Genomic DNA, 13,878 nt, shown 5'->3' with positions numbered 1-13,878 from the left:
GATCTACACCTTGGCCCAGCTGCGGTTGCGGCCGCGCTCCTCGCGCTCGCCGTCCTGTTCGCTCAACATGTCGCGGACGGCCGACCGGATCGCCTCGCTCCGGTTCGGGAACTCACCCGTCTCGACCATCTGTTCGACCTCGTCGATCTGCTGTTTCGGGATCCGTAGTGTCACACGCTCCATTGTTGTATTCCCCCGGTAAGACGACGCCCACGACACACGCCGTGCGTCTTACAGCCCGAAACCGCCCGACCGCGGGGACGTTCCCTCGTCGGACGCCGGCTGTAAGACGGTCGTCTTACGCGATTGTAGTCACCGAGGCTACCCTTATAAAATTAACGACGGTCGTAAGACAGACGAGTGAACGTCCGTATACAGCACTCAAACGCCCGTTTTCGCCGATCAGCGGTCGTTCAACACGTCCGCAGCGGGGGTTCGACGGCCGCAGCCGGGACAGAACGCCCAGTCCGTGCGGACCTCGTCGCCGCACTCACAGAAGGCACGATGCGACTGCTTCTCGCCACAGTTCGGGCAGTATACATGCCTTTCCGGGACGTTTTCGCCACATCCGCCGCAGACGTTTTCGACCGTTTGCACCGCGCGATCGGCGCGTGTCTTACGCGCGTCCCCCTCTGTCTCCGGTTCCGTCTCCCCTGTCACACGCACGTCGTCGTCGTCCCCACCAGGGGCGTCGAGCGTGACGTTTACGTTGATCTCGCCGGGTGTAGACGGCGTATACGCGTCTTCGCGGTGCCGGCGGTCCGCGGATCCCAGGCGGTCGTCCAACGCCGCGTCGATCCGGTCGGCGATCAGGTCGTCGATCCGGTCGGAGAGCGCCGTGTCCACGCCGCCGTCGGATCCCTCCGTCGGGCCGTCGAGATGTGCCCGAAGCGCCTCGCGCATCACCTCGCTTTTCGAGGCCTCACACGCTTCCAGCCGCTCGACGAGGTCGTCGCCGGCCCGGAAGGTGATCTTGCTCATCGGCTATCGATTGCGATGGCTGGTACAAGTATCTTCCTCCGCGTCCGACGGACGACTGACGGGCGTCGTCCCGCCGCCGTCCGCGGATCTCGGGACGCGCGGAACGCCCCCGGTTCGCCGGTCCGTCGGACGGCTCGAGCGAGCCGTCGACCCGGCCTCGATCCCGTTCCGATCCATCGCCGTGTGATGTGGTCACACGTGTGTCTGACACAGGTTTATACGCTTCGCGCGGGCATACGTGAGCACATGAGCAATCGCGTCGAGGACCTCGAACGGCAGGTCGCGGAGCTGCAGGCGGCGGTCAACGGGCTCACCGAGGAGCTCGTCGAGATGAAGGAGCGCGTCCGGCAGCTCGAGGACGCCCAGGAGGTCACGGTCGACGCGGAGACGGACGCCGCCGCGCCCGAGGCGTCGCCGTCCGCGGAGGAACCCTCGGACGCGTCCGACGCGTCGACCCCGGCCGGGGCGGAGCGCCGAACGCACTCCGACGACCACGTCGAGGTCGTCGAGCGCACCGGCGGCCCGTCGAACGCGGACGGACCGGGCGGCGACGAGTCCGAGGGCGCGACCGCCGACTCGCCCGCCGTGAACGGCGAGGAGCCCGTACCCGAGGCGGCCGCGGGAGACGGCGGGTCCGCCGACGCGGACGGGGGCGACGCCGAGGACGGGGAGTCCGACGACAGCGACATCATCGTCGCGTAAGCCGGGCGTCGTATCCCGCCATGCACATCACAGAAGTAGTCCTGGACGGGTTCAAGAGCTTCGGGCGGACCACGAGGATCCCCTTCTACGAGGACTTCACGGTCGTCACTGGACCGAACGGCTCCGGGAAGTCGAACATCATCGACGGGGTCCTCTTCGCGCTCGGCCTGGCGCGCACCCGCGGGATCAGAGCCAAGAAGCTCACCGACCTCATCTACAACCCCGGCCACGACGACGGCGAGAGCGCCGGCGGCCCGAAGGAGGCGTCCGTCACGGTCGTGTTGTCCAACGAGGACGGGACGCTCGACCGCTCGCAGGTCGTCTCGGCGGCCGGCTCCGAGAACGTCGGCGACGTCTCGGAGATCACGATCAAACGGCGGGTGAAGGAGACCGAGGAGAACTACTACTCGTACTACTACCTCAACGGGCGCTCCGTGAACCTCTCCGACGTTCGCGACCTGCTCGCGGCCGCCGGCGTCACGCCGGAGGGCTACAACGTCGTCATGCAGGGCGACGTGACCGAGATCATCAACATGACCCCCTACCAGCGCCGGGGGATACTCGACGAGATCGCGGGCGTCGCGGAGTTCGACGAGAAGAAGGAGGCCGCCTTCGAGGAGCTCGACACGGTGAAAGACCGCATCGGGGAGGCCGACCTCCGGATCGAGGAGAAGGAGGATCGGCTCGACCGGCTCTCCGAGGAACGCGAGACCGCTCTCGAGTACCGGTCGCTCCGCGAGGAGGTCGAACAGTACCGCGGCTACCGGAAGGCCTCGGAGCTCGAGGACAAACGCGACTCGTTCGCCGAGGTCGAAGCGGAGATCGAGGCCGCCGAGGCGGAACTCGAGGAGCTCCGCGTCGAACTCGACACCAGACGGGGGACGGTCACCCGCCTCGAGGAGGACCTGGCCGACCTCAACCACGAGATCGAGACCAAAGGCGAGGACGAACAGATCGCCATCCGGTCGGAGATCGAGGAGATCAAAGGCGAGATCTCCCGGCTCGAGGGGAAGATCGAGGCGGCCGAGGAGCGCGCCGACGACGCCGAGACGGAACGGCGGAACGCGTTCGTCCAGATCGACCGCAAACAGGAGACGATAGCCGACCTCGAGTCGGAGATCCGGGAGACGAAAGTCGAGAAGGCGTCGCTCAAATCGGAGCTCGCGACGAAGCGGTCGGCGCTCGCGGAGGTGGAAGCCGAGATCGAGGGGGCGGACACCGAGTTCGACGAGCTGAAGGACGAGCTCGCCGACAAGAAGGAGCGGCTCGAGTCCCTCCGCGAGGAGAAGAACCGCCACCAGCGCGAGAAGGACCGGCTGCTCGACGAGGCCCGCCGGCGCTCGAACGCGGTCGAGGAGACCCGCGCCGACCTCGATGCGGCCCGCGAGGAGGTCCCCGACCTGAAAGCCCGGATCTCCGAGCTCCGCGGCGAGCTCGACAAGGCCGAGAAGAACGAGTCGAAGATCGAGGACGTCGTCGCCGACCTCTTCGCCGAGAAGGCCGAACGGAAGGAGGAGCTGGAGGCGGTCGAGGACGACCTCCGCGAGAAGCAGAACGAGTACGCGAAGCTGGAGGCCGCCGCGAGCGAGCGGGGCGACACCTCCTGGCCGCGGGCGGTGACCGAAGTGAAGAACGGCGGCATCGACGGCGTCCACGGCGCGGTGGGCGAGCTCGGCTCCGTCGAGGCGGAGTACGCCGAGGCGTGTGAGACCGCGGCCGGCGGGCGGCTCGCGAACGTCGTCGTCGACGACGACGGCGTCGGCTCGACGTGTATCGACTACCTCAAACGGCGGAACGCGGGACGAGCGACGTTCCTGCCCATCACGAAGATGGACGACCGCGGTCTCCCCCGAAAACCCTCGATGCCGGGCGTCGTCGACTTCGCACGGAACCTCGTCGAGTACGACGCGCGGTACGAGTCGATATTCTCGTACGTGCTCGGCTCGACGCTCGTCGTCGAGGACATGGCGACCGCCCGCGATCTGATGGGCGACTACCGGATGGTCACGCTCGACGGCGACCTCGTCGAGAAGTCGGGCGCGATGACGGGGGGATCCGGCGGCGGCTCCCGGTACGCGTTCACGAAGTCCGGCGGCGGCAAGCTCGAGCGGCTCGCCGAGGCGATCGGCGAGTTGGAGGACGAGCGGCGCGAGCTGGAGTCCGCGATCGACGGGCTGGACGCCGACATCGAGGACGCCCGCGAGCGGAAGGCGGACGCCGCGGACCGCGTCCGGTCGCTGGAGGGTGACGTCGAACGCGCCGAGGAGGAACTCGCGGAGACCGAGGCCCGGATCGAGGAGCTGGAGACGAAGCTCGAGGAGCTCCGCGCGGAACGGGAGTCGGTCGACGAGGAGATGAACGGGATCGACGAGACGATCGACGCGTTGGACGCGGACGTCGACCGGCTGGAGGCCGACGTCGAGGAGATCGAGGCCGAACTCGCCGACTCGAAGATTCCGGAGCTCTCCGAGGAGGCAGACGGGATCCGCGAGGAGATCGCCGACCTCGAGGACCGGATGGACGACCTCGACGCCCGGCAGAACGAGCTGGAGCTCGAGAAGGAGTACGCCGAGGAGGCCGTCGACGACCTCCACGACACGGTCGAGGAGGCCCAGAACAGGAAGAGCGAGGCCGAGGAGGCGATCGCCGACCACGAGGAGACCATCGCCGAGAAGGAGGAGACGCTGGAGGCCAAACGGGAGTCGATAGCGGAGCTGGAGGCGGAGATCGCGGACCTGAAGGCGGACCGCGAGGACCTCCGCAAGGAGATCCGGGAGGCGACCCGGAAGCGCGACGAGCAGCGCTCGCTCGTCGCCGACGCGGAGTCCGAGCTCTCCGATCTCACGGACCGGCGGGACCGCCTGGAGTGGGAGATCGACGAGCTGGAGTCGCAGGTCGGCGAGTACGACCCCGAGGCGGTCCCCGACATCGACGAGGTCGAGTCGCGGATCGAGGAGGTGGAAGCCGAGATGGAGGCGCTGGAGCCGGTCAACATGCTCGCGATAGACGAGTACGAGGAGGTCGAAGCCGAGCTCGAGACGCTTCAGGAGCGGCGGGACGTGCTGGCCGAGGAGCGCGACGCGATCACGGAGCGGATCGAGGGGTACGAGGCCGAGAAGAAGGCGACGTTCATGGAGACGTTCGAGTCGATAAACGACCACTTCCGGGACATCTTCTCGCGGCTGTCGGCGGGCAGCGGCGAGCTCCTCCTGGAGAACCCCGAGGACCCCTTCGAGGAGGGGTTGACGATGAAGGCCCAGCCGGCGGACAAGCCGGTCCAGCGGCTCGAGGCGATGAGCGGCGGGGAGAAGTCGCTGACCGCGCTCTCCTTCATCTTCGCGGTCCAGCGGCACAACCCCGCCCCGTTCTACGCGCTCGACGAGATCGACGCCTTCCTCGACGCGGTCAACGCCGAGCGGGTCGGCGAGATGATAGAGGAGCTGGCCGCCGACGCCCAGTTCGTCGTGGTCGGGCACCGCTCGGCGCTTTTGGAGCGCTCGGACCGCGCCATCGGCGTCACGATGCAGGGCGACAACCTCTCCGCCGTGACCGGGATGCGGTTCGGCGGGGACGGCGACGAGGAGACGGAGGTGAGCGCGGATGACTGACGACGGCTCGGCCGACGCCGGGGCGGGCGGCGGCGTCCCCGATCTGGACCTGACGAGCGACCGCGACGGCGCGACGCCGACGTTCGGCGACGAGGGCGACGAGGGCGACGTCCCCTCGGCCGACGGTGCGGCCGACGCCGGTTCCGCCGCGGCCGCCGACGTCGCTTCCGCGGCCTCCGCCGACACGGACGAGGACGAGGACGAGGTCGAACCCGTCGAGCTGCTCGTCCAGCTCGCGGAGGAGGGCGAGATCGAGCCGTGGGACATCGACATCGTCCGGGTGACCGACGCCTTCCTCGAGAGGCTCGACGAGACGGACCTCCGGACGACGGGCCGCGCGCTGTTCTACGCGAGCGTCCTGCTGCGGATGAAGAGCGACGGAATGCTCGCCGAGGACGACGAGGACGACGGGGAGGAGCCGGAGCCGTGGGAGCTGGCGATGCAGGGCGGCGCCGCCGACCCCGCGGACCCGGAGTTCGACCCCGTCGATCGGCTGGAGGCGGAGATGGACCGCCGGCTCGACCGCAAGAACACCCGCGGGTCGCCGGAGACGCTCGACGAGCTGGTCCGCGAGCTGCGCGAGGCCGAGCGCGACTCCTGGTGGAAGGAGTCCCGCGAGTACGACACCTCGGAGTCGCCGAGCGGCTACGGCCGGGGGACCCAGACGCTGGATTACCACGCCGGCGACGAGTTCCGCCGTGACGGCGAGCCGACCGCCGGGGAGGCGACCGACCGCACCCACGACGAGGACATCGAGGAGGTGATAGGGGAGGTGGAGGCCGCCCTCCGCCCGCACTTCGAGGGCGGGCGCGCGGAGGTGTTGTTCGCCGAGGTGGAGTCGGCGGGCGGCCGGCCGTTCATGACGTTCCTCGCGCTGTTGTTCATGGCCCACCGGGGAAGCGTCCGACTCCGCCAGGACGACCTGTTCGGCGACCTCTGGATCGGCGACCCCGCGGCGGCCGCGGGCGAGAGCGAGGCGCTCGCGGACTGAACCGGCGTCGCCCCGGATCCCGTCGGCCCGATCGCGGGTTCCCGCCGACACGCTCATTATCGACCCGAATACAGGTGACGTCGTGAGGGAGTTCGTCGCGACCGATCCCGCGCTCGCCGCCGTGGTCGTCGCGCTGTGGATCGCCCTGGCGTTGTACGGGCTGTCGGCGGTCTGGTGGATCCTCGAGGCGACGGTACTCGCCCGAGGCGGCCGCGTCGACCCCGAGGAGGTGGCGTGGGGGTACGAGGACGTCCAGGTCCGGATACTGACGATCGACGCGGAGCCGGTGGTCCAGGCGAACGTGAACGCGGTCCCGGACGGGCTCGACGACGTGCGGGTGATCGCCGAGGCGCCGATCGACGTCGACGGCGCCGCGGTCCACGTCGTCCCCGAGGAGTTCGAGTGTGTGGCGACGAACAAGGGACGGGCGGTCGAGTGGGCGCGCCGGAACGTCCCCTGCGAGCGCGAGTACGTGCTCTACCTCGACGAGGACACGATCATGGCCGGCTTCGAGGGGCTGCCCGACGCCGACGTGGTCCAGTTCACGGAGAAGCCGCTGTACACGGGCTCGCGGATCGCGTACCTGAGCGAGATCTTCCGCGTCGGCTACCAGTACGAGCAGTTCGCGTTCCACCGGCTTCGCTACCCGCTGTACGCGTGGGGCGGCGGCGTGGCGGTCCGCCGCTCGCTCGAGCAGTCGATCACGTGGGACGCCGCGACGATCACCGAGGACACGAACTTCATCTGGCGGGCCGCGGACGAGGTGGGCGTCTCCTTCGCCGTGCTCGACGTGCGGTTCCGCAACCAGGCGCCCCGTCGCTGCGGGCGATGGCCAAGCAGCGCCGCCGGTGGATCTCGGGCACGCGCGCGGACGGCGGGTTGCTCCCGCTCAGGTACCGCCCCGTCTACTACACCCGAGTCATCGCGTGGTCGCTCTCCCCGCTGGTCCCGGTTCTCGTGTTCGCCGCCGCCGTCTTCCCCGGCACGGCGCCGGGGATGGAGTGGTACCGGACGGCGTCGATCGCGCTGTTCGGGGTCCTCTTCGTCTACACGCTCGTCGGCGCGGCGGCGTACGACAAACACCCGCTCACGTGGCCGCTGTATCTCCTCTTGACGCCCGTCGCCTTCCTCGCGCACTCGGTCGGCGCGCTGTGGGGGCTCGTCTCCCCGGTGACGACGTTCGAGGTGACGGAGAAGGTGACGCCCGAGACGGTCGAGTCCGTCCACGAGACGATGGACGAGGGCGCGTTGAGCGGCCACGACGGCGCCGAGCGGCTGACCCGCGACTCCGACGAGGAGTTCACGTTCAACGTGTTCGACGACTGACCGGGAGGGACGTCAGCCCCGGCGACGCACGCTCCCGTCGCCGACCGCACGGCACCGCACCGCGTGCCGACCGGAGGGTGTCGCGTGGACGGGTTACAGGTACTCGCCGAGCAGCGGCTCGACGCGGTCTCTGGTCGCCTCGGGGATCGCCTCCGTCGGCGTGTTGACCGTGCCCTCGAGCGCGGTGTGTGCCTCGCACGTGTGGTCCTCCGGGAGCGTCCGGACCGCCTCCTCGACGGCGGCCTTGATCGCCGCCTGGTTCCGCTCGGCGTTCTCGAGCACCTCCTCGAGCGTCACCTCGCTGTCCGCCTTCCAGACGTCGTAGTCGGTGACGCCCGCGATCGTCGCGTACGCGATCTCGGCCTCGCGGGCCAGCTTCGCCTCCGGGATCGCGGTCATGCCGACGAGGTCCCAGCCTTGGCTCTTGTAGAACTCCGACTCCGCGCGCGTGGAGTACTGCGGCCCCTCGATACAGACGTAGGTGCCGCCCTTCACGACGGGCGGGGCGTCGTCGCCGTCGCCGCCGACGGCCGACTCGGCGGCCGCGGTCAGGTGGTCGACGAGTTCGGGGCTGTACGGGTCCGCGAACGGCTGGTGGACGACGACGCCGTCGCCGTAAAAGGAGAGGTCGCGTCGCTTGGTCCGGTCGTAGATCTGGTCGGGGACGACGAGCGTGCCGGGCTCGAGTTCCTCCTTGAGGCTGCCGACCGCGTTCGACGCGAAGACGTGGGTCACGCCCGCCCGCTTCAGGGCGTACATGTTCGCGCGGTACGGGAGGTCGGTGGGCGAGACGCCGTGGTTCGAGCCGTGCCGCGGGAGGAACGCGACCTCCCGGCCCGTGTCGGCGAACTCGCCGATCGTGACCGCGTCGCTCGGCTCGCCGTACGGCGTGTCGTACTCGACCTCACGCACGTCGTTCAGGGGAAGCGCCTCGTAGATCCCGCTGCCGCCGATGAAGCCGATCGTGCTCATATCCGGGATCGGCCCGCTCGCCACTTATAGGACCTGAAACGGACCGACCGCGCGGCCCGCGGTCCGGCCACCGACCCACGGTCCGCGGCCGTGCCGCTCAGAGGAGCGTCCGCACCGCCACGAGCGCCAGCGCGCTCACGACGAGCAGGTGGACGAGGACGACGCCGACCGGCGCGAGGCCGACCGACCGGAGCTCGCGGACCCGGATCGACAGCCCGAGCCCGACGAACGCGACGAGAAAGAGCCCGTCGGAGACGGCGGTGATCGAGTCGATCGCGGCGGACGAGAGCAGCCCGCCGTTGGCGATCGCGGCGACGAGCAGGAAGCCGAGCAGGAACTTCGGGAACTCCGCCCACAGCTCGCGGGCCTCCGGGTCCGTCGCGGAGCGCGCCGCGTACGCGACCGAGTAGGCGACGGCGACGCCGCCCAGAAGCGAGTTGCGCGCGAGCTTCGTCACCGTCGCCCACTGGCCCGCCTCGGTCGAGTGGGCGAACCCCGCGGCCGCGACCGGCCCGGTGGAGAACATGCTCACCCCCGCCCACACGCCGAACTGGCGGGCGGTGAGCCCGAGCCACTCGCCCGCGAGGGGAAACGCCACGAGCGTGACCGCGTCGAAGAGGAGCACCGTCGCGGCCGCGAAGGTGAGCGCCGCCCCGCGCGCCTCGAGCACCCGGCCGACGGCGACGACGGCGGAGACGCCGCAGACGCTCGCGCCGGCCGCCAGAAGCGACGGGGTCGTTCCCCCGATCCGGAAGAGGCCGCGCGCGACCGCCTCCGAGAGCAGGAGTCCGCCGGCGACGGCGACGACCACGAGGCCGAGGACCGTGGGCCCGGCCGCGGCCAGCTCCTCGATCGCGATCGCCGCGCCGAGCAGGACGATCCCGGTCTCCAGGGCGAGCTTGTGGAGGGCGACGCCCGGTTCGGCGGCGGCCGGCGTGCCGACGGTGTTCGCGGCGACGACGCCGGCGGCGACCGCGACGACGAGCGGCTGGAGCCCCGACACCGCCCCGCCGAGCAGCGTCGCGAACAGCGCGCCGCCGCCGAGCAGCGCCAGTCCGGGAACGTACGGCCGAAGGTCGTCGAGGATCGTCATTAGACCGGATAGATCACGAGATGGACGAAAACGATCGCGAGCCCCAGACACAGCGCCTGCCAGCCGCGGTCGAGAGCCCGCCAGCGACGGGCGAGACGGGTGCCGGCGACGGCGTCTCGCTCCGCGTCGTCATCGTCGGTCATGTGACCCGGATCCACGCGGCGGTGCCTTACGCGTGTCGCTCCGCGACGCGTTCGCCGGGAGATCGCTCCGCGACGAACTCGGTCGGGCGGTCCCGTTCAGTCGTCCGCCTCGACGGCGGTCGAACCCTCGCCCGAGGCGGCCGCGTCGGCCCCCTCGTCGAGCCGCGGGAAGTTGTCGATCGTCTCCGCGCGGAAGGCCTCCTCGTCGAAGGAGTAGTCCGTATCGAGGAACTCGAGGACGGTTCGCGTGTCGACCATCGCGTTCTTCAGCGCCGTCGACGCCCCCGGCGAGGGCGTGATGTTGAACAGGATCCCGTCGCCGTGGATCTTCGCTTCGCCCATGTCGAGCGTCTTGGCGTCGGTGTCGACGATCTGCGGGCGGACCCCGCCGTACCCCTTCGCGCGGTCGATGTCCTCGACGTCGACGCTCGGGACGACCTTCCGGACGTGCGGGAGGAACTGCCGTTTCCCCACGACCGGCAGGTCGTACACCAGGTTCCGGACCACGTACGGGAACAGGATCTTATCGGCGAGGATGTTCGCGTAGCTCAGGAACGAGGACGGGGTGAAGCCGAAGACGTCGGCGAAGTCACCCACCGTCGAGAGCTCCCCGCGCTCGAGCGCCGGGACGAGCTTCGCGGTCGGGCCGAAGCGCGTGACGCTCCCGTCGTGGACGTCGGCGTCGCCGTGGACCGCCGCGAAGGGCAGCTTCTTCATCTGGAGGGTGTACACCTTCCCGTTCAGCAGGTCGTCGGCGAGGAAGAAGCTCCCCGCGACGGGAAGCAGCGACATGTCCTCGCCGTACCCCATCTCCTGGGCGAACTGGAGGCTGTGTGACCCGGCGGCGACGGCGACCGCGTCGGCCGCGAAGTCGCCGTCGTCGGTCTCGACCGTGAAGCCGTCGCCGCCCTCGTCGACGGTCGTCACCGTGGTTCCGAGGTGGACCGAGACGCCCTCCTCGGCGCGGGCGGCCTCCACGAACGACTCCGCGATCATGCCGTAATCGAGGACGTAGCCGTCGGGCGTCTGGAGCGCCATGAGCTCGGTGTCGGGGTCGCGCCCCTCGACGACCTTCGGCTCGATCTCCGCGATCTCCTCGCGGCCGATCGGCTCGAGCTTGGGGAAGAGCTCGCCGAACCCCTCGTCGTGGTAGCGGGCCTCGAGCTCCGCGACCTCCTCGCTCCCGACCGCGAGCACCATCTTGCTGCGCTTGCTGTGCATCTCGCGGTCGGGGTCGACGTTCTCGAGGTACCCGGCGAGCAGCTCCGCGCCCTCCTTGACCTCCTCGGCCTTCTCGAGCGTGTAGTTCGTCTCGATGTCGCCGAAGTGGAGCGTCTGGGAGTTGTTCGTGTGGTGGGAGTTCACCGCCGCGATCTCGGGCTCCTTCTCGATCAGCGTGACGTCCTCGACGTCGGTGAACTTCGAGACCGTGTACAGAAGCGATGCACCGCTTATTCCCCCGCCGATGACGATGAGGTCGGTGTGGTCGGACATGCGTGAGGCTCCGTCTCACGGAGAGTACCGGGTTCGACGTTAACTGACTTGCTATTCCGCTCCGGGGGGACCGTCCGGGCCCGACCCGTCGGAGCGACGCCGAACCGTCCGGTATCGCTCCCTGAGCCGTTCGAACAGCGTCCGGCCGGTCGCCGTCCGCAGTCGCGGCGCCGTCGTCGCGAAGAACTCCTCGAGGGCGTCGTACTCCGCGAACGCGTCCGGCTCGCCGTCCGCGGGGTCGTACCGGCCGTCGCGCTCGTAGACGATCGCCTGGAGGCAGGTGTCGAGGAGGTCACACTCCTTGACGAGCACCGCCTCCGGCGTCTCGCGCGCCTCGTACGCCTCCCACGCCTCGCGGACGCGGTCGGGGAGCGGCCCGGCGAGGTCGGCCATCGCGGCGCGCTCGGTCGCCGCCTTCTCCTCGCGGTCGACCCGGTCCGCCGTCGAGTCCGCCCGCGTCGCCACGTCGCCCGTCTCCGCCTCGGCGACGTCGTGGACGACGGCGAGCCGGAGCGCCCGGTCGAGGTCGACGCCGGGCAGGTCGTCGCGAAAGCGGTCGCCGAGCGCCAATACGAGATACGCCACGCCCCAGGAGTGTGCGGCGACCGACTCCGGGTCGTCGACGCCGCGGAGCTGCCAGCCGGTCCGCCCCTCGTCTTTCAGCGCGTACGCGTCGAGGAGGACGTCGAGGGCGTCAGGGTCGGGAGCGTCGCCGCCGTCGTCGGTCGCGTCCATCGATCACTCCGCGAGCGTCCAGGTCTCCTCGCCGACCGTCTCGATCACCTCTCGGCGCTCCATCTCCGCGAGCACCTCGTCGAGCCGGCCGGGTTGGGCGACCTCCATCTCGATCCGGCCGACCCCGTGGTCGGCCTCGAGATGGTGTCGGACCGCCTCCCGGTCGAACGTCGTCGCGTCGGCGCGCTCCATCGCGCCCGCGATGATGTCGATCATGTCCTCGATGAAGTTCCACGGGTAGACGACCCACGTCCACGTCTCGAGCCGCTCGCCGACGAAGTCGGGGTCGAACTCGGAGGTGCCGAGAAGCTGGAGCGTCGCGGTGCGGACCGTGCCGGCGTCGCGCTCCTCGACATACTCCTCGGCGCGGCGGATCGACCCGCCGGTGTCGGCGATGTCGTCGATGATCAACACGTCCTTGTCCTCGACGCTGCCCTCCGGCATCGGGTAGCGGATCTGCGGCTCGTCCGACTTGTCGGCCGCGCCGACGTAGTGTTCCATCTTGAGGCTCGTGAGGTCGTCGAGTCCGAGGAAGTCACAGATACAGCGGCCGGCGAACCAGCCCCCTCGGGCGAGCGCGACGACGACGTCCGGCTCGAAGTCGGCTCGCTTCACCGCGTTCGAGACGTTCCGACAGAGCCCGTAGATGTACTCCCAGTTGGTCACGGTACAGTCGAAGTCGTCCGGGAGCTCGCCCATACCTCGGGAGTCGCCCGCGCGAGCATAAGGGTTTGCGGAACCGTCGCCGGGGTCGGCCGCGGCCGACCCCGACGTCTCGCTCCCGCAGAACCCTCGATCCCGCCGAACCCTCGCGTCCGCCCGTGCCGACACGATTTAGGTGGCCCGCCCGCAACGACCCGCTAATGAGCACACGGGCCGCAACCGAGGAGCGGGCGGTCGTGATCGGGCTGGAGGTCCACGTCCAGCTCGAGACCGACACCAAGGTCTTCTGTGGCTGTTCGACGGAGCCGGCCGACGACGAGGAGCCGAACACGCGCACCTGCCCGACCTGTCTCGGGCTGCCGGGCGCGCTGCCGGTCCTCAACGAGGCCGCCGTCGAGAGCGCGGTGAAGATCGGGAAGGCGCTCGACGCCGACATCCCCGAGACGACCACGTTCCACCGGAAGAACTACTACTACCCCGACCTGCCGAAGAACTTCCAGCTCACCCAGTACGACGCGCCGATCTGCGCCGACGGCGAACTGGAGGTGTCCGTCGACGGCGAGCGCCGCACCATCGGGATCACCCGCGCGCACCTCGAGGAGGATCCGGGCAGCATCCAGCACGCCGGCGGCTCGATCGAGTCGGCGACCCACACCCTCGTGAACTACAACCGCGCGGGGACCCCCTTGATGGAGGTCGTCACCGAGCCCGACTTCCGGTCACCCGCCGAGACGCGCGCGTTCCTCGCGAAGCTCGAGGAGGTCCTCGAGTACCTCGGCGTCTTCGACGCGACGCGGGACGGGAGCCTCCGCGTCGACGCCAACGTCTCGCTCGTCGACGCGGACGAACTGGAGGAGGACGGCGCCGTCCCCGAGGAGGTCCTCGCCGACGCCAACCGCGCCGAGGTGAAGAACATCTCGAGCCACAAGGGCGCGGAGCGGGCGCTCGCCTACGAGATCACCCGCCAGCGCAACGTCCTCCGTCGCGGCCGCGAGATCGAACAGGAGACGCGCCACTGGGACGAGGCGCGCGGCGTCACCGTCTCGATGCGCTCGAAGGAGGCCGAGAAGGACTACCGCTACTTCCGGGAGGCGGACCTCCCCGCGCTGGAGGTGGCCGACTGGAAGGAGTCGATCCCGATCCCCGAACTCCCCGACGCCCGCCGCGAGC

Annotated in this window: 12 protein-coding genes and 1 pseudogene; 5 read left to right on the top strand and 8 right to left on the bottom strand. The window is 69.8% G+C overall.

What is annotated here, in order from left to right; translation table 11 throughout:
* Nucleotides 1–3: 3 nt before the first annotated feature.
* Together DJ70_RS14695 and DJ70_RS14690 are read right to left on the bottom strand one after the other, a co-directional pair.
* Nucleotides 4–183, bottom strand: coding sequence for a ribbon-helix-helix domain-containing protein (locus DJ70_RS14695; protein WP_066411425.1), 180 nt, complete (start codon nucleotides 181–183; stop codon nucleotides 4–6).
* 219 nt (nucleotides 184–402) lie between these two features.
* A complete protein-coding gene (locus DJ70_RS14690; protein ID WP_094534287.1) occupies nucleotides 403–981 on the bottom strand; it encodes a double zinc ribbon domain-containing protein in 579 nt (192 codons plus the stop codon).
* 246 nt (nucleotides 982–1,227) lie between these two features.
* On the opposite strand from DJ70_RS14690, the gene DJ70_RS14685 reads away from it, so the two are divergent.
* The 4 genes and pseudogenes from DJ70_RS14685 (at nucleotide 1,228) to DJ70_RS14670 (ending at nucleotide 7,608) form a co-directional block, all read left to right on the top strand.
* Nucleotides 1,228–1,683, top strand: coding sequence for a DUF7518 family protein (locus tag DJ70_RS14685; protein WP_094534285.1), 456 nt, complete (start codon nucleotides 1,228–1,230; stop codon nucleotides 1,681–1,683).
* 20 nt (nucleotides 1,684–1,703) lie between these two features.
* A complete protein-coding gene (gene smc, locus DJ70_RS14680) occupies nucleotides 1,704–5,291 on the top strand; it encodes a chromosome segregation protein SMC (RefSeq protein ID WP_094534283.1) in 3,588 nt (1,195 codons plus the stop codon).
* On the top strand, nucleotides 5,284–6,282 hold the full coding sequence (locus DJ70_RS14675) for a segregation and condensation protein A (RefSeq protein ID WP_094534281.1): 999 nt from the start codon (nucleotides 5,284–5,286) through the stop codon (nucleotides 6,280–6,282). Before smc ends, DJ70_RS14675 begins: the two co-directional genes overlap by 8 nt.
* Before the next feature lie 82 nt (nucleotides 6,283–6,364).
* Nucleotides 6,365–7,608, top strand: a pseudogene (locus tag DJ70_RS14670) (glycosyltransferase).
* A gap of 93 nt (nucleotides 7,609–7,701) precedes the next feature.
* On the opposite strand, the gene mtnP reads toward DJ70_RS14670, so the two are convergent.
* From mtnP to DJ70_RS14645, 6 genes are all read right to left on the bottom strand, one after another.
* Nucleotides 7,702–8,580 carry an S-methyl-5'-thioadenosine phosphorylase gene (gene mtnP, locus DJ70_RS14665; RefSeq protein WP_094534279.1) on the bottom strand — a complete coding sequence of 293 codons (879 nt, stop codon included), beginning with the start codon at nucleotides 8,578–8,580 and terminating at the stop codon, nucleotides 7,702–7,704.
* Nucleotides 8,581–8,677: 97 nt separating this feature from the next.
* Complete coding sequence (locus tag DJ70_RS14660) at nucleotides 8,678–9,673, bottom strand: YeiH family protein (protein WP_094534277.1); 996 nt, start codon at nucleotides 9,671–9,673, stop codon at nucleotides 8,678–8,680.
* Complete coding sequence (locus DJ70_RS17530; RefSeq protein WP_179234072.1) at nucleotides 9,673–9,816, bottom strand: hypothetical protein; 144 nt, start codon at nucleotides 9,814–9,816, stop codon at nucleotides 9,673–9,675. Before DJ70_RS17530 ends, DJ70_RS14660 begins: the two co-directional genes overlap by 1 nt.
* A gap of 96 nt (nucleotides 9,817–9,912) precedes the next feature.
* Nucleotides 9,913–11,310: an FAD-dependent oxidoreductase gene (locus DJ70_RS14655; protein WP_094534275.1), complete on the bottom strand. Its 1,398-nt coding sequence runs from the start codon at nucleotides 11,308–11,310 to the stop codon at nucleotides 9,913–9,915.
* 51 nt (nucleotides 11,311–11,361) lie between these two features.
* Complete coding sequence (locus DJ70_RS14650; RefSeq protein WP_094534273.1) at nucleotides 11,362–12,045, bottom strand: HD domain-containing protein; 684 nt, start codon at nucleotides 12,043–12,045, stop codon at nucleotides 11,362–11,364.
* A 3-nt stretch (nucleotides 12,046–12,048) separates the two neighbouring features.
* Entirely contained in the window at nucleotides 12,049–12,744 is a 696-nt protein-coding gene (locus DJ70_RS14645) for a phosphoribosyltransferase (protein WP_094534272.1), read from the bottom strand.
* 164 nt (nucleotides 12,745–12,908) lie between these two features.
* On the opposite strand from DJ70_RS14645, the gene gatB reads away from it, so the two are divergent.
* Nucleotides 12,909–13,878, top strand: a 970-nt coding sequence (gene gatB, locus DJ70_RS14640) for an Asp-tRNA(Asn)/Glu-tRNA(Gln) amidotransferase subunit GatB (protein WP_094534270.1), incomplete at its 3' end; no start/stop codon positions are given.

Source organism: Halorubrum halodurans (genome assembly GCF_002252985.1).
GTDB classification, from domain to species: Archaea; Halobacteriota; Halobacteria; order Halobacteriales; family Haloferacaceae; genus Halorubrum; species Halorubrum halodurans.
This window is presented reverse-complemented; position numbering and strand designations above follow the sequence as displayed.

Bases quoted from the DNA above. Each gene is read 5' to 3' on its own strand.
- smc (WP_094534283.1), top strand. From the start codon at position 1,704: ATGCACATCACAGAAGTAGTCCTGGACGGGTTCAAGAGCTTCGGGCGG.
- DJ70_RS17530 (WP_179234072.1), bottom strand. From the start codon at position 9,816: ATGACCGACGATGACGACGCGGAGCGAGACGCCGTCGCCGGCACCCGT.
- DJ70_RS14655 (WP_094534275.1), bottom strand. From the start codon at position 11,310: ATGTCCGACCACACCGACCTCATCGTCATCGGCGGGGGAATAAGCGGT.
- DJ70_RS14685 (WP_094534285.1), top strand. From the start codon at position 1,228: ATGAGCAATCGCGTCGAGGACCTCGAACGGCAGGTCGCGGAGCTGCAG.
- DJ70_RS14675 (WP_094534281.1), top strand. From the start codon at position 5,284: ATGACTGACGACGGCTCGGCCGACGCCGGGGCGGGCGGCGGCGTCCCC.
- DJ70_RS14645 (WP_094534272.1), bottom strand. From the start codon at position 12,744: ATGGGCGAGCTCCCGGACGACTTCGACTGTACCGTGACCAACTGGGAG.
- DJ70_RS14695 (WP_066411425.1), bottom strand. From the start codon at position 183: ATGGAGCGTGTGACACTACGGATCCCGAAACAGCAGATCGACGAGGTC.
- DJ70_RS14660 (WP_094534277.1), bottom strand. From the start codon at position 9,673: ATGACGATCCTCGACGACCTTCGGCCGTACGTTCCCGGACTGGCGCTG.
- DJ70_RS14690 (WP_094534287.1), bottom strand. From the start codon at position 981: ATGAGCAAGATCACCTTCCGGGCCGGCGACGACCTCGTCGAGCGGCTG.
- mtnP (WP_094534279.1), bottom strand. From the start codon at position 8,580: ATGAGCACGATCGGCTTCATCGGCGGCAGCGGGATCTACGAGGCGCTT.
- DJ70_RS14650 (WP_094534273.1), bottom strand. From the start codon at position 12,045: ATGGACGCGACCGACGACGGCGGCGACGCTCCCGACCCTGACGCCCTC.